Annotated in this window: 18 protein-coding genes; 6 read left to right on the top strand and 12 right to left on the bottom strand. The window is 74.9% G+C overall.

What is annotated here, in order from left to right; all coding sequences use genetic code 11:
* Positions 1–5: 5 nt before the first annotated feature.
* From SCATT_RS24970 to SCATT_RS24960, 3 genes are all read left to right on the top strand, one after another.
* The gene (locus SCATT_RS24970; protein ID WP_014145980.1) at positions 6–404 is read left to right on the top strand and encodes a hypothetical protein; all 399 of its coding nucleotides are present in this window, start codon (positions 6–8) and stop codon (positions 402–404) included.
* Between the two features lie 107 nt (positions 405–511).
* Positions 512–1,714 carry an acyl-CoA dehydrogenase family protein gene (locus tag SCATT_RS24965; protein WP_014145979.1) on the top strand — a complete coding sequence of 401 codons (1,203 nt, stop codon included), beginning with the start codon at positions 512–514 and terminating at the stop codon, positions 1,712–1,714.
* Entirely contained in the window at positions 1,711–2,847 is a 1,137-nt protein-coding gene (locus SCATT_RS24960) for an acyl-CoA dehydrogenase family protein (protein WP_014145978.1), read from the top strand. Before SCATT_RS24965 ends, SCATT_RS24960 begins: the two co-directional genes overlap by 4 nt.
* Before the next feature lie 28 nt (positions 2,848–2,875).
* Here SCATT_RS24960 and SCATT_RS24955 read toward each other — a convergent pair whose 3' ends face one another.
* From SCATT_RS24955 to SCATT_RS24930, 6 genes are all read right to left on the bottom strand, one after another.
* Positions 2,876–3,859: a methyltransferase gene (locus SCATT_RS24955; RefSeq protein WP_014145977.1), complete on the bottom strand. Its 984-nt coding sequence runs from the start codon at positions 3,857–3,859 to the stop codon at positions 2,876–2,878.
* Between the two features lie 122 nt (positions 3,860–3,981).
* Complete coding sequence (locus tag SCATT_RS24950; protein WP_014145976.1) at positions 3,982–4,797, bottom strand: TrmH family RNA methyltransferase; 816 nt, start codon at positions 4,795–4,797, stop codon at positions 3,982–3,984.
* 42 nt (positions 4,798–4,839) lie between these two features.
* Positions 4,840–6,063, bottom strand: a complete 1,224-nt coding sequence (gene cobA, locus SCATT_RS24945; RefSeq protein ID WP_014145975.1) for a uroporphyrinogen-III C-methyltransferase — start codon at positions 6,061–6,063, stop codon at positions 4,840–4,842.
* 170 nt (positions 6,064–6,233) lie between these two features.
* Positions 6,234–9,365 carry a nicotinate-nucleotide--dimethylbenzimidazole phosphoribosyltransferase gene (gene cobT, locus SCATT_RS24940; RefSeq protein WP_014145974.1) on the bottom strand — a complete coding sequence of 1,044 codons (3,132 nt, stop codon included), beginning with the start codon at positions 9,363–9,365 and terminating at the stop codon, positions 6,234–6,236.
* A 443-nt stretch (positions 9,366–9,808) separates the two neighbouring features.
* Complete coding sequence (cbiE, locus tag SCATT_RS24935; RefSeq protein WP_014145973.1) at positions 9,809–11,011, bottom strand: precorrin-6y C5,15-methyltransferase (decarboxylating) subunit CbiE; 1,203 nt, start codon at positions 11,009–11,011, stop codon at positions 9,809–9,811.
* A gap of 116 nt (positions 11,012–11,127) precedes the next feature.
* Positions 11,128–11,766, bottom strand: a complete 639-nt coding sequence (locus SCATT_RS24930) for a GNAT family N-acetyltransferase (protein ID WP_014145972.1) — start codon at positions 11,764–11,766, stop codon at positions 11,128–11,130.
* 226 nt (positions 11,767–11,992) lie between these two features.
* Here SCATT_RS24930 and SCATT_RS24925 point away from each other — a divergent pair, with 226 nt between their 5' ends.
* A complete protein-coding gene (locus tag SCATT_RS24925; protein ID WP_014628648.1) occupies positions 11,993–12,763 on the top strand; it encodes a class I SAM-dependent methyltransferase in 771 nt (256 codons plus the stop codon).
* Positions 12,764–12,805: 42 nt separating this feature from the next.
* Here SCATT_RS24925 and SCATT_RS24920 read toward each other — a convergent pair whose 3' ends face one another.
* The 4 genes from SCATT_RS24920 to SCATT_RS24905 all read right to left on the bottom strand — a co-directional run bounded on the left by SCATT_RS24920 (position 12,806) and on the right by SCATT_RS24905 (position 16,666).
* Entirely contained in the window at positions 12,806–13,657 is an 852-nt protein-coding gene (locus SCATT_RS24920) for a MetQ/NlpA family ABC transporter substrate-binding protein (protein WP_014145970.1), read from the bottom strand.
* 55 nt (positions 13,658–13,712) lie between these two features.
* Positions 13,713–14,492, bottom strand: a complete 780-nt coding sequence (locus SCATT_RS24915; protein WP_014145969.1) for a methionine ABC transporter permease — start codon at positions 14,490–14,492, stop codon at positions 13,713–13,715.
* Positions 14,489–15,538, bottom strand: a complete 1,050-nt coding sequence (locus tag SCATT_RS24910; protein ID WP_014145968.1) for a methionine ABC transporter ATP-binding protein — start codon at positions 15,536–15,538, stop codon at positions 14,489–14,491. The genes SCATT_RS24915 and SCATT_RS24910 overlap by 4 nt, the downstream gene beginning before the upstream one ends.
* A 450-nt stretch (positions 15,539–15,988) precedes the next feature.
* Positions 15,989–16,666 carry an HAD-IA family hydrolase gene (locus tag SCATT_RS24905; RefSeq protein WP_014145967.1) on the bottom strand — a complete coding sequence of 226 codons (678 nt, stop codon included), beginning with the start codon at positions 16,664–16,666 and terminating at the stop codon, positions 15,989–15,991.
* 147 nt (positions 16,667–16,813) lie between these two features.
* Here SCATT_RS24905 and SCATT_RS24900 point away from each other — a divergent pair, with 147 nt between their 5' ends.
* Both SCATT_RS24900 and SCATT_RS24895 read left to right on the top strand, forming a co-directional pair.
* The gene (locus tag SCATT_RS24900; protein WP_014145966.1) at positions 16,814–17,182 is read left to right on the top strand and encodes a hypothetical protein; all 369 of its coding nucleotides are present in this window, start codon (positions 16,814–16,816) and stop codon (positions 17,180–17,182) included.
* Positions 17,175–17,612 (top strand): hypothetical protein, encoded by a 438-nt coding sequence (locus SCATT_RS24895; protein WP_014145965.1) that lies wholly within the window; start codon positions 17,175–17,177, stop codon positions 17,610–17,612. Before SCATT_RS24900 ends, SCATT_RS24895 begins: the two co-directional genes overlap by 8 nt.
* Before the next feature lie 70 nt (positions 17,613–17,682).
* Here the strand turns inward: SCATT_RS24895 and SCATT_RS24890 are convergent, their stop codons facing one another.
* Together SCATT_RS24890 and SCATT_RS24885 are read right to left on the bottom strand one after the other, a co-directional pair.
* A complete protein-coding gene (locus tag SCATT_RS24890) occupies positions 17,683–18,189 on the bottom strand; it encodes a GNAT family N-acetyltransferase (protein ID WP_014145964.1) in 507 nt (168 codons plus the stop codon).
* A 208-nt stretch (positions 18,190–18,397) separates the two neighbouring features.
* Positions 18,398–18,910: an RNA polymerase sigma factor gene (locus SCATT_RS24885; protein ID WP_014145963.1), complete on the bottom strand. Its 513-nt coding sequence runs from the start codon at positions 18,908–18,910 to the stop codon at positions 18,398–18,400.
* Positions 18,911–19,069 lie beyond the last annotated feature (159 nt).

Raw genomic sequence — 19,069 nt, 5'->3', positions numbered from 1 at the left:
CCACGATGACGTACACCGCCACCCCCTCGGCACCGCCGGAATGGGTGATCCAGATCATGCGCGAGATCGACACGCTCTCCTTCGGCGAGGGCTTCGCGCGGATGACCGAGGAGACCGAGATGTTCTTCGGCACCGCGCACGTGACCGGCGCCGAGGCGATCAAGGCGTTCTTCGTGAAGATCGACGCGCCGCTCCACATCACCCACGAGGTGCTGGAGCACTGGTCCGCACCCGACGGCGTCCACCTGCTGCGCGGCGAGGCCGTCATGGCGCGCAGGGACGACCCGGGCACCGTGGTGCGCGCCCCGTTCATGCACATCTACCGCCTCGACGACGCCGAACCGGCGCACATCAGGACGCTGCACGTCACCGCGGGCCCGTTGCGCACCGACGCCGTGCTGTGAGCCCCGTACCGGGGGGTGGCGCCGGGGCCCTGGGTGAGCTAGCTTTCCAAGCGCTTGCTTAGCTCACGTGAACGGCTTGTCGCGGCAGGCCGGGGAGGACGCGGCGTATGACGACCGACCAGACGGGCACGACCGGCGTGCGGGAGGTACGCCGCCGGGTGCGGGACTTCCTCGCCGAGCACGATCCGGCGGCCACCGACCGCCTGGCGTTCCTGCGGGCGCGCTTCGACGCCGGGCTGGCGTGGGTGCACTTCCCCGTGGGGCTGGGCGGACTCGGCGCCCCCCGGCCCCTGCAGAGCGTGGCGGACGCCGAGTTCGCCGCGGCCGGGGCGCCGGACAACGACCCTCGGCGCATCGGCATCGGCCTCGGCATGGCGGCGCCCACCATCCTGCGCTACGGCACGAAGGAGCAGAAGGCACGCTTCCTGCGGCCGTTGTGGACCGGCGAGGAGGTGTGGTGCCAGCTGTTCAGCGAACCGGGCGCCGGCTCCGACCTGGCCGGACTGCGCACCCGGGCGGTCCGCGACGGCGACACCTGGGTGGTCGACGGGCAGAAGGTGTGGACCTCCAACGCGCACAACGCGCGCCGGGCCATCCTGATCGCCCGCACCGACCCCGGCCTCCCCAAGCACCAGGGCATCACCTACTTCCTGTGCGACATGACCGCACCCGGCGTCGAGGTGCGTCCGCTGCGGCAGATCACCGGTGAGGCCGAGTTCAACGAGGTCTTCCTGACCGGCGTGCGGATCCCGGACACCGACCGGCTCGGCGCGGTCGGCGAGGGGTGGCGGGTCGCGCAGACCACGCTGATGAACGAGCGGGTGGCGATCGGCGGTTCACCCGTGCCGCGCGAGGGCGGCATGATCGGCAAGGCGGCGGCCACCTGGCGGCAGCACCCGCGATCGCGCACCCCGGGCCTGCACGACCGGCTGCTGCGGCTGTGGGTGGACGCCGAGGTCGCCCGGCTGACCGCGGAACGGGTCCGCCAGCAACTCGCGGTGGGCGCCCCGGGCCCCGAGGGCTCCGGCCTGAAGCTGGCGTTCGCCCGGCTCAACCAGGCGGTCAGCGGCCTGGAGCTGGAACTCCTCGGCGAGGACGGGCTGCGGTACGGGGAGTGGACGATGACCCGCCCGGAGACGGTCGACTTCTACGGCCGCGACGCCGGTTACCGCTATCTGCGCGCCAAGGGCAACTCCATCGAGGGCGGCACCTCGGAGATCCTGCGCAACATCATCGCCGAACGGGTCCTCGGCCTGCCCCCGGAACCCCGCACCGACAAGGACGTCCCCTGGAAGGACCTGCCCCGATGACCGCCACCTCCCCCACCCCCGATCTGCTCTACGGCGACGTCGAGGACGACCTGCGGGCCACCGTACGCGAGCTGCTGGCCGACCGCTGCCCGCACTCGGCGGTGCTCGCCCGCTGCGAGAGCGACGCCCCCTACGACGCCCGGCTGTGGCGGACCCTCGCCGGCGAACTGGGGCTCGCCGGACTGCTGGTGCCCGAGGAACACGGCGGCCAGGGCGCCTCGGCCCGTGAAGTCGCCGTGGTACTGGAGGAGTTGGGGGGCGTGGTGGCCCCCGTCCCGTACCTCGGCAGCGCGGTGCTGGCGACCACGGCGCTGCTCGGCTGCCGACCGGTCGAGGGTCGGGCGGGCGAGCTGCTGGCCCGGCTCTCCTCCGGCGCGGCCACCGCGGCGCTGGCGGTGCCGCTGACCACCGCGCCGGGCACGCCGCTGACCGCCTCGGTGACGGCCGGCGCGGACGGACGCCTCACCGGCACGGTCACCGCGGTCGCCGACGCGATCGCGGCCGATGTGCTGCTGGTGCCGGCCACTGGTGAGCGGGGGCCGGGGCTGTACGAGGTGGCCGTCGGCGCCGCCGGGGTACGGGTGGCCCGGACCGGCTCGCTGGACCTGACCCGGCCGGTGGCGGACGTGGAGCTGACCGCGGCACCCGGCCACCTGCTGGCCGGGCCCGGCACCGCCCCGGCGGCGCTGGAGTCCGCGCTGCTCACCGGCGCCGGACTGCTCGCCTCCGAACAGCTCGGGGTGGCCCAGTGGTGCCTGGACGCGACGGTGGCCTACCTGAAGGACCGCCGCCAGTTCGGGCGCGTGGTCGGCTCGTTCCAGGCGCTCAAGCACCGGCTGGCGGACCTGTGGCTGGAGGTGGTCTCCGCCCGGGCGGCGGCGCGTGCCGCGGCCGACGCGCTGGCCACCGGCGCGGCGGACGCCCCGGTGGCGGTCGCGGTGGCCCAGGCGTACTGCGCCGAGGCGGCCGTCCACGCCGCCGAGGAGTGCGTGCAGTTGCACGGCGGCATCGGGATGACCTGGGAGCACCCGGCCCACCTGTATCTGAAGCGGGCCAAGGCCGCGCAACTGGCCCTGGGCACCCCGGACCGCCATCGCGCGGCCCTCGCCACGCTGGTGGACCTGCCCGGCTGATGGGGTACGCCGACGCCGTGCCCCGTCCTCACACCGCCGTGGCCAGCAGCACCGACAGGGCGCCGTCCAGCGGCTGCTGGCCGACCGGCTGCCAGCCGCTGTCGGTCAGCCACCCCTCGGCCTCCTCCGCGCTGTAGACGTCGCCGCCGACGTTGGTGAGGAACTCGGCGGCCATCAGCGCGGCCATCATCGGCTGGGTGTGCGTCGGATCGGTCCAGAAGTCGACGAGGAGCAGCCGGGTGCCCGGCTCCACCGCGGTACGCACCCGGGTGAGCAGGGAGACGTTGGTCCCCGGCAGGAAGTAGTGCAGGACGTTGGCCATCAGCACCAGGTCGTGGCCGCCGGGGATGGGGTCGGTGAGCATGTCGCCGGCGACCGCCTCGACGCGGTCGCCGACCGGGCCCGCGGCCAGTTCCGGACGGGCGATGGCGACCACCGGCGGCAGGTCGAACAGCGTGCCGGTCAGCCGGGGATGGCGGCTGAGCGCGGCGACCAGGAACGACCCCATGCCGCCGCCGAGGTCGAGCATCCGCCGGTAGCGGTCGAGGCCGAACCCCTCGGCGAGCGCGTGCGCGGCGCCCGAGGTGAGCGCCCGGACGCCCTGGGAGAAGATCTGCTGGCGCTCCTCGTCCAGATCGGCCAGGCCCACCCCGTGCCCGGTGCGCACCGCCTGCTCCAGGCCCTGCCAGGCGGGGTAGCTGATCCGGTCCCAGTAGCGCAGGAAGGGGCGGAGCCCGTCGCCCACCGGGCCGCTGAGGTACGCCTGGGTCTCCGGGCGGTTGGTGTAGCGGCCCAGCGAGGCGTCGAGCAGCCCGAGCGCGGTCATGCCGTCGGCGAGCACCCGGGCGGTGCGCCGGGGGATGCCGCACCGCGCGGCGAGGTCGTCCAGCTCCAGCGGCCCCTCGGCGAGCGCGGCGAACATGCCGACCTCGCAGGCGACGAACAACTGCTTGGACGCCATGAACCCGGTGGCGATCCGGGTGATCGCCTCCGGCGTCACCGGGTGACCCACGCCGCAGTACCTCCTGACCCTTCCGAGGCGCCGCGAGCCGCACGCCACCGGCCGTGGTGTCCCATGCAAACCCACGGCCCACCGCACGGCAATCCGCCGGACCGGTGAGCGTGCGGCGGCCGTCAGGCGGGGCGGCCGGCGGTGACCGCGTAGAAGGCGACGGCCGCGGCGGCGCCGACGTTGAGCGAGTCCACGCCGTGCGCCATCGGGATGCGCACCCATTCGTCGGCGGCCACCAGCGCCCGGGTGGTGAGCCCCTCCCCCTCGGCGCCGACCATCAGCGCGACCCGTTCCATCCGGTGCGGGGCGACCTCGTCGATCGGCGACGCCTTGGCGTCCGGGGTGAGCGCGAGCAGCCGGAAACCGTGGCCGCGTACCGTCTCCAGGTCCCGCGGCCACACCTGGAGCCTGGCGTAGGGCACCGCGAAGACGGCGCCCATGGAGACCTTGACCGAGCGGCGGTAGAGCGGGTCGGCGCAGTCCGGCGAGAGGAGGACGGCGTCCATCCCCAGGGCCGCCGCGCTGCGGAAGACGGCGCCGATGTTGGTGTGGTCGTTGACGCCCTCCATGACCACCACGCGGCGCGCCGGGGCCAGCAGGTCGGCGGCGGACGGCAGGGCTTTGCGCTCCATCGAGGCGAGGGCGCCGCGGTGCACGTGGTAGCCGGTGACCTGTTCGGCCAGCTCCGGGTCGACGGCGTAGACCGGCGCCGGCACCTCGTCGATGACGTCCCGCATGGTGTCGATCCACTTGGCCGACAGCAGCATCGAACGCATCCGGTAACCGGCGTGCCGGGCGCGCCGGATGACCTTCTCGCCCTCGGCGATGAAGAGCCCTTCGGCGGGTTCGCGGCGGCGCCGCAGCTCCACGTCGGTCAGGTCGGTGTAGTCGCGCAGCCTCGGGTCGGCCGGGTCGTCGACGGTGATCAGTTCGCCCATCGCCCCTCGCCCCCTTCGGCGCCGGTCACCGCCGGGCAGCCCTCACGCACGGCCCGCCTCCAGCGCCACCACGTCGCCGATCACGATCACCGCGGGCGGGCGGACGCCTTCGGCGGCGACCGTGGCGCCCACCGTGGCCAGCGTGGCGTCCACCCGGCGCTGGGCGGCGGTGGTGCCTTCCTGGACGACGGCCACCGGGGTCTGCGGGTCGCGGCCGTGCTCGACCAGCGCCCGCGCTATGGCGCCGATGCGTTCCACCGCCATCAGCAGCACCAGGGTGCCGCGCAGCCGGGCCAGCGCCGCCCAGTCGACCAGCGAACGCGGGTCCTCCGGGGCGACGTGCCCGCTGACCACGGTGAACTCATGGGCCACCCCGCGGTGGGTGACCGGGATGCCGGCCGCGCCGGGCACGCTGATCGAGCTGGAGATGCCGGGGACCACGGTGCAGGCGATCCCGGCCTCGGCGAGCGCCTGGACCTCCTCCATGCCGCGGCCGAAGACGAACGGGTCGCCGCCCTTGAGGCGCACCACCGCCTTGCCGGCCCGGGCGTGCTGGATCAGCGCGTCGTTGATGGCCTCCTGGGCCATGGCCCGGCCGTAGGGGATCTTGGCGGCGTCGATCACCTCGACGTGCGGCGGCAGTTCGTCCAGCAGGTCGCGGGGGCCGAGCCGGTCGGCGACCACCACGTCGGCCTCGGCCAGCAGCCGCCGGCCGCGCACGGTGATGAGGTCGGGGTCGCCGGGTCCGCCGCCGACGAGGGCGACGCCGGGGGTACGGGCCCGGTGGCGGGGGGCGACCAGGGTGCCGTCCCGCAGCCCCTCGACCACCGCGTCGCGTACGGCGGCGGAGCGGCGCGGGTCGCGGCCGGTGAGGACGGCGACGGTGACGCCCTCGTCGCGTCCGGTGGCCGGGGTCCAGGCGGTGGCCGCCTCGGCGTCGTCGCTGCGTACGCACCACACGCGGCGTTCCTCGGCCTCCGCGGAGGCGGCGGCGTTGGCGGCGGCGTCGTCGGTGGCGACCACGGCGTACCAGGCGCCGGCGAGGTCGCCGGGGGTGTAGCGGCGGCGTTCCCAGCGCACTTCGCCGGCGTCGGCCATCGCCTCCACGGCCGGGGTGGCCGACGGCGAGACCAGCAGGACGTCGGCGCCGGCCGCGACCAGTCCGGGCAGCCGCCGCTGGGCGACCTGGCCGCCGCCGAGGACGACGACACGCCGTCCGGCCAGCCGCAGTCCGACCGGGTAGGCGGGTGCGTCGTTACGGTCCATGACGGTGGGGCTCCTCGGGCGTTCGGGCGGTGGCGTGCCGGGCCGCGCCGGCGGCGGTGGCCCTGGCCGGCCCGGCGCTGCGGCCGGGCGACGCGGATGTACGGGCGCCGTGGCCCACCTTACGGCGGGCCACGGCGGTGGTGCGGGTGCCGGATCGGGCCGGGCCGGGGTCAGCCCTTCTCGGTGACCCCTGCCGCGTCGAAGGTGGCGACCTCGTGCATCACCCGGGCCGCGCTCTGCACCAGCGGCAGGGCGAGCAGGGCGCCGGTGCCCTCGCCGAGCCGCAGGTCGAGGTCGACCAGCGGGCGCAGGCCCAGCTTGGTGAGGGCGGCCATGTGGCCCGGTTCGGCGCTGCGGTGGCCGGCGATGCAGGCGGCCAGCGCCTCGGGCGCGATGGCCCGGGCCACCAGGGCGGCGGCCCCGGCGCTCACCCCGTCCAGGATCACCGGGGTGCGCAGCGAGGCGCCGCCGAGGATGAGGCCGACCATGGCGGCGTGCTCCAGCCCGCCGATGGCGGCCAGGGTGCCGAGCGGGTCGGCCGGGTCGGGCTGGTGCAGCTCCAGCGCGCGGCGGATGACGTCCACCTTGCGGGCGTGCATCTCGTCGTTGATGCCGGTGCCGCGGCCGGTGACCTCGGCGGGGTCGGCGCCGGTGAAGGCGGCGATCAGGGCGGCCGACGCGGTGGTGTTGGCGATCCCCATCTCACCGGTGAGGAGCGCCTTGTTGCCCGCCGCGACCAGGTCGCGGGCGGTCTCGATGCCCACCTCGACGGCGCGCAGCGCCTCCTCGCGGGTCATCGCCGCGCCGGTGGTGAAGTCGGCGGTACCGTGCCGTACCTTGCGCGGCAACAGCCCGGCGCTGGACGGCAGTTCGCCGGCGACGCCGACGTCCACCACGCAGACCTCGGCGCCGACCTGGCCGGCGAAGGCGTTGCAGACCGCCCCGCCGCCCAGGAAGTTGGCCACCATCTGGGCGGTGACCTCCTGCGGCCAGGCGGTGACGCCCTGGGCGTGCACGCCGTGGTCGCCGGCGAAGATCGCCACCGCGGCGGGCTCCGGGATCGGCGGGGGGCACTGCCGGGACAGTCCGCACAGCTGGGCCGAGATGATCTCCAGCATGCCGAGCGCGCCGGACGGCTTGGTCATCCGCTTCTGGCGCTCCCACGCCTCGCCGAGCGCCTTGGCGTCCAGCGGGCGGATGCCGCGCAGCGTCTCGTCGAGCAGGTCGTGCGGGTCCTCGCCGGGGAGCACCCGGTTGCCGTACTCCTCCTCGTGGACGACCCAGGACAGCGGGCGCCGCTTGGACCAGCCGGCCTGCATCAGCTCGGGTTCCTCGGGGAACTCGTCGACGTACCCGACGCACAGGTAGGCGACGACCTCCAGGTGTTCGGGCAGGCCGAGTTCGCCGACCATCTCGCGCTCGTCGAAGAAGCTGACCCAGCCGACGCCGAGGCCCTCGGCGCGGGCCGCCAGCCACAGGTTCTCCACCGCCAGCGCGGAGCTGTACGGCGCCATCTGCGGCTGGGTGTGGCGGCCCAGGGTGTGGCGTCCGCCCCGGGTGGGGTCGGCGGTCACCACGATGTTGACCGGGGTGTCGAGGATCGCCTCGATCTTCAGCTCGCGGAACTGCTTGGCGCGGGCCTTGGGCAGCGACCGGGCGTACGCGTCGCGCTGCTTCATCGCCAGCGCGTGCATCTTCTCCCGGGTCTGCTCGGAGCGGATGACCACGAAGTCCCACGGCTGGGAGTGGCCGACGCTCGGCGCGGTGTGGGCCGCCTCCAGCACCCGCAGCAGCACCTCGTGCGGGATCGGGTCGGGCCGGAACCCGTTGCGGATGTCGCGGCGTTCCCGGATCACCCGGTGCACCGCCTCGCGGGCGGCGTCGTCGTAACCGGGGGCGGCCGGGGCGGCGGGGACCGGCTCGGCGGCGGACTCCTCGACCGGGGCCTCGGGCTCGGCGGCCGGTGCCTGGTCGGCGGCCGGCTGCGGAACGGACTCGGCGGCGGGCGCTTCGGCGGTTTCCGGCTCGGCGGGTGCCGGTACCTCGGACGCCGGTTCGGCGGGCTCCGGGGCCGGTCCGTCCTGCGGCGCGGCGGGGGCTTCGGCGACGGGTTCGGCGGCGGCCGGGGCCTGCTGCGGCGTCACCTGGGCGTCGCCCTCGGCGGCCACCGGCTCGGGCTCCGCCGCGACGGCCGGTGCTTCGGCGACCGGTGCTTCGGCGACCGGTGCTTCGGCGACCGGGGTCTCCACGGCGGCCGGGGCCGGTTCGGCGGGCTGGGCCTCGACCGGCTGGGCCTCGGCCACCACCGGCTCGGCGACGGCCTGTTCGGCGGCGGCGGGCTGCGCCACGGGGACCTCGGGCGCCTCGGGGGCGGCCTCGGGTACGACGGCCTCGGCGGCCTCGGCCACGACGGGTTCGACGGGCGCGGGCTCGGCCACGGGTTCGGCGGCGACCGGCTCGGCGACGACGGGTTCAGCGGCGACGACGGGCTCCGCCGCGACCGGCTCGGCGGCCACGGTCTCGGCGGCGGGCTGCGGGGCCTGCGCCGGCACCGTGGGCTGCGGCTGCGGCGGGACCTCGACGCGGTCCAGGTCGGCCAGGCCGCCCGGCTCGTCGGCGGGGACGCCGTGCAGCGCGGGGCCGCCCTGGACGGGGGCCCCGGGCTGCCGCGGCGCCGGCGCCTCGACGGGCACGCGGTCGGCGGCGGCCGGCGGACCCCACGGGTCGCCCGCCACCGGGGCCTCGGCGAGCGGCGCCTCCGGGGGCAACTGCGCGGGCGCGGCGGGCGACTCGGCGACCCCGCGGGCGACGGCACGACGGCGGGCGGCGGGCGCGGCCGGCGCGGGCTGCGGCGCCGGTCCGCGATCGGCGAGCGAACGCACCGACACACCCTGGGTGGTGGCGCCCTCGGCCGGCGGACCCATGTTCAGCGGGCGGCGCGGCGGAGCGGCCTGACCGGCGGTCAGCGAGGCGGCGGCCGGGTCCTGGGGGTGGCCGTCGGCCTCCGGGAGCGGCGCGGCGACCTCGGCGGGCGACGGGGCCTGGGCCGGTACCGGCTGCGGGTCGCCCCAGGAACCCTGCGGCGCGGGCATCAGCAGCAGATCGTCCTCGTCGTCGACGGGCGCGGCCGGCTGCGGGCCGTCCGGCTGGTCGAGGTAGGTGAACGCCGGGGTGGCCGGGGCCAGGAACGCGTCGGTGCTCCAGCCGTGCCCGGACCGGTCGGGCGCCTCGCCGGACGGCGGCTGCGGAACCGGCTGCGCGCCCGCGTGCTCCGGCACCGCCTCACCGGGGAAGCCCCCCATGGCCGCGCTCCCCTCCTCGCTTCCGCCGTGGGCGGTGCGCTCCGCTTCACCGCCCTGTCCGCGAGCTGCTCGGCTCGCCGCTCCGGCGCCGGTGTCAGTCATGCGTGCCCCTCGCCCATCGGTATCTCCTTCCACCCCGTGCTGTGCCGGCGGTCGCTGCCCGCTTCGGCCTCGGCCCGGGACCGTTCCCGGGTACCGGAGGCGTGGCGGACGGCACGGCCGCACGGGACGCCCATTGTCCCGGCGAGCCGCGCGGCACGGCCACCCGATCTCAGCACCCGGGCACTGTGGGTTGCGCCACGTCCGCCGGGGCCACGCGACCGCCGGCGACGACGGATCGCGGGGTCGGCACCGGCACCGGGAGGCGGCACAACGGTCCGCCAGCCTACCTGGCGATCACGGCCGCGTCTGCCCAGGCCCCGCCCCTTTCGGGCGAGTGTGCGTCACATCCGGTGCCCGCACAGCAGGAAGACGGTAGTGCGTTCCCGTTCGACCCATTCCGCGTCCAGGCCGACCTCCTGAAGCAGCGCCCGCTCGACGGTGTAACCGCCCTCGGCCAGGGCCCGGCCGACCGCCTCGGCGTCGTCCCGGGTGGTGGCGCTGGTGACGATGCGTTCGGGGCGGCGGGCCGCGCAGGCGGCGACCACCTCGGCCCCGCCGCCGCCCACCCGTACCAGGTCGGGCTCGGGCAGGTCCTCCAGTACGGCGGGGGCGGTGCCGTGCACCACCTGCGGCTGGACGCCGTAGCGGCGGGCGTTGGCGGTGACCAGGGCGCAGGCGTCCGGGTCACGGTCGACCGCGATGACGGCGGCGCCGAACCGGGCGGCCTCCACCGCCGCCGCGCCGTCCCCGGCGCCGATGTCCCACAGCAGGTCGCCCAGGCGCGGGCCGAGCCGGGCCAGTTGGAGGGCGCGCAGCTGGGCCGGGGTGTGCGCGGCGGCCGGGTCGTCCCCGTACGCGGTGGCGGGCAGCGCCCAGCCGCGCGGCGGCTGCGGGTAGCCGGGGTCCTGGCCGGCGATCCAGCCGCCGCGGCCGGCGGGGACCGCGCCGCCGACGGCGATCACCACGTTGGGGTCGCGCCAGGCGTGGTCGGCGGCCTTGTCCGAGGTGAGGACGGAGACCTCCTCGTGCTCGGTGCCGAGCGCCTCGCAGATGACGAAGGTGCGGTGGACGTCGCCGAGGAGCAGAGCGAGTTCGGCGGGGCCGGCGCCGGGCGCGGTGAGCACGGCCACCTTGGGGTGGGCCCGGATGACGTTGACCGCGCGGCGCAGCGTGCGGTGGCCGGCCACCACGACCCGGGCGTCGTCCCACGCCATGCCGACCCGGGCGAACGCCTGGGCCACCGAGGAGACCCCGGGGACCACCTCGACCTCCAGCCCGTACTCCGGGGCGCGCAGCGCGCGGACCACACCGAAGAAGCCGGGGTCGCCGTCGGCGAGGACGACGGCGGTGCCGCGGTGGGCGGCGATCCGCCGGGCGGCCAGGTCGATGCTGCCCAGCAGCACCCGCTCGGCGTGCCCGGGGACTTCGGGGAGTGCCAGGTGGTGCCGGGCGCCGGCCACCAGGGTGGCCGCGCGGAGCGCGGAGAGCGCCGCCGGGGGCGGCGGCGAGCCGTCCCAGCCGATGACCGTGACCCGGTCCGCCATCGTCGTCCTTCGCCTCGCACGTCAACGTGATGCTGTGGATGTCCAGGTTCGTACCTGGGCGGGGACACAGTATCCCGGGGGCCTTCCGCCCGGCCGGGAGCGGTGGCGCGGGGTGGTCAGCGCCAGTCGGGGTAGGCGGCGTACCCCTCCTCGTCTGAGGCGGGGCCGGACGCGCCGTCCAGGTCCTCCGGGAGCAGGGACCAGACGATCAGGTCGGTGCGTACCTCGGCCCAGCCGCCGTCGTCGCGCCGGGTGCGGACCAGGCCGGCGCCGCGCAGGACGCCCTCGCTGATGCAGCCGATCTTCTGGGCGACCTGCTGGGAGGCGGTGTTGTCGGCGGCGGTGCGCAGTTCCAGGCGTTCGAACCCCTGGTCCTCGAAGAGCCATTTGGCGGTGGCGAGCACCGACTCGCCGGCGTATCCCTCGCCGCGCGCCCAGGGGGCGATGGCGTAGCCGACCTCGGTGGTGCGGCAGCGCCAGTCGGTGCGGTCCAGGTGGCAGATGCCGACCAGGCGCTGGGTGAGGAACTCGGTGACCGCGAAGACCACGCCGCGGCCGGAGGTGCGTACCGCGTGGGCCTCGGTGACGGCCCACTCCCGGGCGGCGCGTTCGGTGTAGGGGTGGGCGACGCCGGTCCAGGCGACGACGAGTTCGTCGTTCATCATCTCCGCCAGCGCCGGGATGTCCGCCTCTTCGAACGGGCGCAGCACCAGGCGTTCGGTGCTGATGGAGATCTCCGGGAAGGTGGATGTCATTGGCCGCTCCTCGCCAAGCTCCGGGTACGAAGCCGTGTAGAGAGCACAGCATGCCAGTTGCGCCGGGGGAACGCGCAGCGCAGGGGGTGGCCCCGACGGGCCGCCGAAGGGCCGTGAAGTGGTGTGGTCGCGGGGCGAACGCCCCTGGTGGGGGCGGGGGTTGGCGGTGCGGTGCGGCGCCGCCCGCTCCGGTCGGCGCCGAGGGGTGCTGCTACCGTCTGCCCGCGTGACCATCCACCACGCAGCAGGACTCGGATACCAGCGGGCGGCGGGCGGCTACGAGCGCTCCAGGCCCTCGTACCCCATGGCGGCGCTCGCGGCGCTGGCGGACGCGCTGCCGCTCCAGGCCGGCCGTACGGTGGTCGATCTGGGCGCGGGGACGGGGAAGTTCACCCGGCTGCTGGCGTTGACCGGGGCCGAGGTGATCGCGGTGGAGCCGGTGCGCCAGATGCGCGAGCGGCTGGCGGAGCTGCTGCCCGGGGTGGCGGTGACGGCGGGTACGGCGGAGGCCACCGGGCTGCCGGGGGCCTGCGCGGACGCGGTGGTGGCGGCGCAGTCGTGGCACTGGTTCTCCGGCGGCGAGGCGCTGGCGGAGGTGGAGCGGCTGCTGCGTCCCGGGGGCGCGCTGGGGCTGGTGTGGAACACCTACGACACCTCGGTGCCGTGGGTGCGGGAGTTCCAGGACATCTACTTCCGCCGGGCGCCGCGGGATCTGCCCAGCCCGCTGGACGACGGCTGGCGGGCGGTGTTCGAGGGGCGGCCGGGGTGGTCGGCGGTACGCGAGCGCCACTGGCCCAACCCGCACCCGACCACGGTGGCCGACGTGGTGGAGCGGATGATGTCCTCCAGCCACATCGTGGTGCTGGGCGCCGCGGAGCAGGAACGGGTACGGACCGAGGCGGTGCGGCTGCTGGCCCGGCAGGGCGGTACGGCCGGCGCGGACCGGCTGGAGATGCCGTACACCACCGATGTGTACTGGCTGCACTGGCGGCCGTGAGGCGGGCCGGTCCGGGCCCGCCGCACGGCCGCCGGGGCCGGATCAGGCGGCGGGCTTGCCGAAGGCCGGCACCACCGCGCCCTTGAAGGTCTGCTCGATGTACTGCTTCACCTCGGGGGAGTTGAGCAGCTGGGCGAGCTTCTTGACCCGGGGGTCGTTCTGGTTGCCGTTCTTGACGGCGAGGAAGTTGGCGTAGGGGTTGCCCTGTGCCTTCTCCAGCACCAGGGCGTCCTTGGCCGGGTTGAGGTTGTCGCCGAGGGCGTAGTTGCCGTTGATGACGCCGGCTTCCACGTCGTCCAGGGAGCGCGGCAGCGCGGCGGCCTCCAGCTCCTTGAACTTCAGGTGCTTGGGGTTGCCGGCCACGTCGGCGGGGGTGGCCCCGGTGCCGGCGCCGGGCTTGAGGGTGAGCAGCCCGTTGTCGGCGAGGAGCTTGAGGGCGCGGCCCTCGTTGGTGGTGTCGTTGGGCACCGCTATGGTGGCGCCGTCCTTGATGTCCTTGAGGGACTTGACCTTGTGCGAGTAGAGCCCCAGCGGCTCCAGTTCGACGTCGACCACCGGCACGATGTCGGTGTGGTTCTTCTTGTTGAAGTCGTCCAGGTACGGCTTGTGCTGGAAGAAGTTGGCGCCGACGTCGCCGTTCTGGGTGGCGGTGTTGGGCAGGACGTAGTCGCTGAACTCCTTGACCTCGAGCTTGAGTCCGGCCTTGGCGGCGAGGTGGTCGCGGACGTAGTCGAGGATCTTGGCGTGCGGGGTGGGGCTGGCGGCCACCACCAGGGGGCCGTCGGCGCTCTGCCCGGCGCTGCCGGAGCCGCTGGAGGAGGCGCAGGCGCTCACCCCGGTGGCGAGCGCGGCGGCGGTCAGGACGGTCGCGGTGATCTTTGCTGCATTACGCACGAAAAGTGCCTTTCATCGTGGGCGCGGTGCCCGTGGTGTGTCGCTGCGGAGATGGTCAGTTGGTCCGCGTCGGCTCCGTGTCGCGGACGGGTGCGGCGGGCCCGGGCTGGGCCGGGACGGCGGCGGGTGCGGGGGCGGCGGAGCGCAGCAGGCGCGGCTTGGCGGCGCCGGACCGTCCGCCGCGCCGGGCGAGCCGGGTGGCCACCAGGTCGCCGATGAGCTGGACGACGGTCACCAGGACCACCAGCACCACCAGGGTGACCAGCATGAACCCGGTCTCGAAGCGCATGTAGCCGTAGCGGATGGCGAGGTCGCCCAGGCCGCCCGCGCCGACCGCGCCGGCCATCGCGGAGTAGCCGATGAGCGCCACCACGGTGGTGGTCAGCCCGGACACCAGCGAGGGCAGCGCCTCGGGCAGGAGCGCCTTGCGGACCACGGTCCAGGTGCTGCCGCCCATCGCCTGGACCGCTTCCACCAGCCCGTGGTCGACCTCGCGCACCGAGGTCTCCACCAGCCGGGCGTAGAACGGGATGGCGCCGATGGCCAGCGGCACGATGGCGGCCTCCGCGCCGATGCTGGTGCCCACGATCGACCGGGTGAACGGGATCAGCACCACCATGAGGATGATGAACGGCAGCGACCGGCCGACGTTGACGACGGCGCCGACGACCTTGTTGACCGGGGCGTTCTGCAGCAGCCCGCCACGGTCGGTGAGCACCAGCAGCACCCCGAGCGGCAGTCCGCCGACGATGGCGACCAGCGTCGACCAGAACACCATGTACAGGGTGTCCCAACACCCCGGCCACAGCAGCGGTTGCATCTCGGACCAGGTCACTTCGTGTTCTCCTCGTCGCGGGTCGCGGTTCCGTCGGCGCCGGCCACCGGCGCCACGTCGACCTGGAGTCCTTGTTCGCGCAGGAACCCGATGGGCACCACGTTGTCCTCGAAGCGGCCGGGCAGTTCGATGCGCATCCGGCCGATCTGGCGCTCGCCGACGGTCTCCACGGCCGCGCCCAGGATCGAGATGTCGATGTTGTAGGTGCGCGACAGCTGGGAGATGACCGGCTGGGTGGTGGTCTCGCCGTGGAAGGTGAGGTCGACCACGGTGCGGCCGGGCGCGGAGGGCTCGCCGCCCACCGGGAAGAGTTCGCGGGCGAGTCGGGAGCCGGGGGTGGCCAGCAGCTCGGGTACGGTGCCGGATTCCACGACGCGTCCCCCCTTCATCAGCGCGGCGGAGTCGCAGACCGCCTTGACGACGTCCATCTCGTGCGTGATCAGCAGGACGGTGAGGCCGAGCTGGCGGTTGAGGTCGCGCAGCAGCCGCAGGATGGAGCGGGTGGTCTCCGGGTCGAGGGCGGAGGTGGCCTCGTCGGACAGGAGCACCTTGGGGTCGCCGGCGAGGGCGCGGGCGATGCCCACCCGCTGCTTCTGGCCGCCGGACAGCTGCGCCGGGTAGGACCTGGCCTTGTCGGCGAGGCCCACCAGGTCGAGGAGTTCGCCGGCCTTGCGGGAGCGTTCGGCGCCGGACATGCCGAGGATCTCCAGCGGCAGTTCGACGTTGTCCTGCACGGTGCGCGAGGAGAGCAGGTTGAAGTGCTGGAAGACCATGCCGATGCGGCTGCGTGCGGCGCGCAGCTCGGCGTTGGCCCGCCGGGAGCCGCCGGCCAGCGCGGTGAGGTCCTGGCCGGCCACCTGCACCGTGCCGGAGCTGGGGCGCTCCAGCATGTTGACGCAGCGGATCAGGGTGGACTTGCCGGCGCCGCTGCGGCCGAGGACGCCGAAGACCTCGCCCTCGCGGACGTGCAGGTCGACGCCGTCGAGGGCGACCGTCTCGCGGCCTCGTGAGTGGTAGACCTTCCTCAGGCCCGTTGTGGTGATCACTGGGGTTTTCCGTCACTGTCGAGTACCCGGCGGAGGATCCCGCCGGGTACGGCATTCATCTCGGAATCTGGACAAGCTGGTGAGCGGCACGGTCCGGGGCGCGGCGGCGGGTCAGACGCAGCGGGTGCCGGGCGGCTGGGGGTCGTGCGCGAGGCGGCAGCGGCGGATGGCGGTGCGGTGGGCACGGCCGTTCGCGGAAGGCTTCACGGGGATGTCCATGGCGCGGGCGGGAGCGTCCTTACCGGTCAGGCCGCTCGGTCGGGCTCGCTTCGGGGCGCGAGAGTGCGGCGGGGGCCCTCAGAGTCCGCGCATTCGACACATGGGACGAACACCGGGCGTCATCGCCTCGGTCGCGCGGTCGCGGCAGTTCGTCGTCGTCATGGGCCCCAGTAAACCAGAAACCGGCCGCCGGTTCCGTAATACGGTCCTACTGTCCGCATGCCGGACGGTTCACCGTGCCGGGCGGTCGCCCGCCGTGGCCACCGTCAGCCGCACCCCGTCCGCCCCGGCAGCCGCCGTGACCTGCGACAAGTCGGCGACCACCAGGTCCGCCGCCAGCTCGGCCACATCGTGGGTGGTGGTGAGCGCCACGGTATACATACCGGCCGCGCGGCCGGCGGCGAGACCGGCCGGGGCGTCCTCGAAGACGGTGCAGTGGTGCGGTGCGAAGCCCAGCTTCCCGGCGGCGAGCAGGAAGGGCTCCGGGTCGGGCTTGCCGCGCCGCACGTCGTCGGCGCTGACCAGCAGTCCGGGGGTGATCCCGGCCGCCGCCAGCCGGGCCCTGGCCAGCCGCCCGGTGGCCGACGTCACCACCGCCCACCGCTCGGCCGGCAGCGCGGCCAGCAGCTCGGCGGTGCCGGGCAGCCGCACCACCCCGCCGGCCACGTCGGCGACCTCCAGCTCCTCGATCCGGGCCAGCGCCCCGGCGACCCGCTCCGGCGGCAGCAGCTCACCGATGATCTCCACCGCCGGCCGGCCGTGCAGCCGCACCCGCCCGAACCGCTCGGCGCCGATCCCGTACTCCCGCGCCCACCGCCGCCAGCAGCGGACCACCGACTCCAGCGAGGAGATCAGCGTCCCGTCCATGTCGAACAGCAGCGCGTCGGTGCGGAAGTGCGAAGAGGTCATGACCGGCGAGCGTACGCGTCCGGGGCGGGCCCGGACCACCGGCCCGGCGGCGGTCGAGGGGGGCGCGCCAAGGGGGCGCGGGGGCCGTAATAGAGTCACGGGCATGCTCGTACACCCCTCACCGGCCGGCCCGCGGGAGGAGCACCGGTGATCGGCGCGCTGACCGTGGCGGTCTCCGTGGCCGCGCTGCTGCTCGCCGCGTGGTGCGGCCTGGCCGCCGCCCGCAACGGTTCGACCAAGGACTGGCACTTCATCGGCATGGCCGTGGTCTCGGTCCTCGCCCTGGCCCAGCTGGTGGTCGGCGTGGTGGAGCTGGCGGGCGGCCACAAGCCGGCCGGCGGCACGGTGATCTTCGTCGCCTATCTGGCCGGCGCGTTGCTGGCGATCCCGGCGGCGGGCTTCATGTCGCTGGTCGAGCGCACCCGCTGGGGCTCGGCGACGGTGGCCGCGGGCGGGGTGATCCTGGCCGTGCTGGAGGTACGGCTCTTCGACATCTGGGGAGGCGGCCATGGCTGACGCGCCGGTGACCGGCGGCCCGGCGGAGGCGCCGGCCAAGCGGAAGATCGGCGAGGGCCCGGGGCGGCTCATCGTCTCGCTCTACGCGGTCTTCACCGTGGCCGCGGCCTCCCGGTCGCTCTACCAGCTCATCGCCGAGTACCACCGGGCGCCGCTGGCCTACGTGCTCTCCGCGGTGGCCGCCGTGGTCTACGCGTTCATCACGGTGACCCTGGTGCGCGGCGGGGAGTCGGCGCGCCGGGTGGCGATGGTGTGCTGCGCCGCCGAGCTGGCGGGGGTGCTGGTGGTCGGCTCGCTGACGATCGCGCTGCCGTCGGCCTTCCCGGACCAGACGGTGTGGTCCTACTACGGCATGGGCTACCTGTTCATCCCGGTGGCGCTGCCGGTGACCGGTCTGCTGTGGCTGCGCAGGGCGGGCGGCGAAAGCTGAGGAGTGGCGGCGGGCCGCCGGCCGGGACGGGGTACGTCCCCGGGCCGGCGGCCCGCGCGCGTCGTGCCGGTTACGCGCTGGTGGCGTAGGTGGCCGGGGTGGCGGCCGGCTTCTCCAGGTGGATCAGGCTGACCCGCTGGCTGACCCGCTCGGTGCCGGTCTGGGTGTAGCCGAGCTTGCGGTACAGCCGCAGGTTGCCCTCGCTGCGGTGGCCGGTGAAGAGCCGGAAGCGCTTGGCGTCCCGCTCGGCGGCGAGCCGGTCCTCGATGGCCCGCAGCAGCCGGCCGCCGAGGCCGTGGCGCTGGAGCCGGGGGTGGACGATGAGCTTGTCTATCCGCGCCGTGCCGTCGGTGTCCACCGCGCCGCGGACCGAGCCGACCACCTCGGCGCCGAGCCGGGCCACCAGGACGCACCCCTCGGCGAGTTCGGCGCGCAGCGCGTCGAGGGTCTGGGTGAGCGGTTCGATGCCGTAGTCGCCGTAGAGCTCGGCCTCGCGCTGGTAACACAGGTACTGGAGTTTGAGGATCTGCTCGGCGTCGTCCTCGGATGCCGTGGTGATGGTCACGCTCATGCCCATGTGCGCAGCCTCCGCTGTCTGTTCTCCCGAACGCATGAGGGTGTGAGGGTGCGCGTCCGGGATGTGTGCCCTTGACCGGAGGCGACGCGCTTTCGCCCCGCCTCCGTGGCGCCGATGATCGCACAGTTGTCCGGGGTGGTGGCACATCCGAGCACCCGCCGTCCACCACCGGGATCCGGGCAGCCCCGCGCGCCCTGTCGCCGACCGTTTACCGCTCCTTACCCCGTGGTTCCAGGGGTTCAACCTCCGATCGCAGGCTCGCCCGCAGACACCCCAGGCAACGCGAGCGCAGCGGGCCGAGGGCGCCCTGTGAGATTCCCAACTCCCGGGAAATCTCGCGGTAAGTGGGGTCGGAAGCGGACAACAGGGCGGAAAGCACCGCACCGCAGCGCCCGGGCAGCCGGCGTACCGCCTCGCGCACCGAGCGCCCGCGCAGCGCCTGGAGTGCCTGGCTCTCGGCGGAGGGCGCGGCCACCACGGGCCCGGTGCCGCACGGCACCTCCGCCCCGGCCCGGCGGCGGGCGGCCCGGGCCTCGCCGCGTACCGCCTCGCGCAGCCAGTCCCGGTCCGGCACCGGTGCCGGACCGCCGTGCTCCAACCACCGCAGCCAGACGGCCTGTTCGAGGTCGGCGGCCTCCACCCCGGCCGGGCCCGCCTCGGCGGCGGCCTCGGCGGCGAGCGCGGTGGCGAAGGTGGTCCACGCGGTGGGCAGCGTCGTCATACCGGCGCGGACGCGGTGGCCGCGGGGGCGGTTGCGGTCCGCCGCCGGGGTTCAGCCGGCCGGGTGACCCAGGGGTTCCGTCGGGCCCCCGGCGGGGCTGGACGGCCGGGCGGCCGGTGTCAAGACCTCGTACCGGGTGGGTCAATCCCGCATGGAACT

Origin of the sequence: Streptantibioticus cattleyicolor NRRL 8057 = DSM 46488 (genome assembly GCF_000240165.1) — a bacterium.
Lineage (GTDB): Bacteria > Actinomycetota > Actinomycetes > Streptomycetales > Streptomycetaceae > Streptantibioticus > Streptantibioticus cattleyicolor.
The sequence above is the reverse complement of the archived record's forward strand: the minus strand, read 5'-3'. Positions and strand labels throughout refer to the sequence as shown.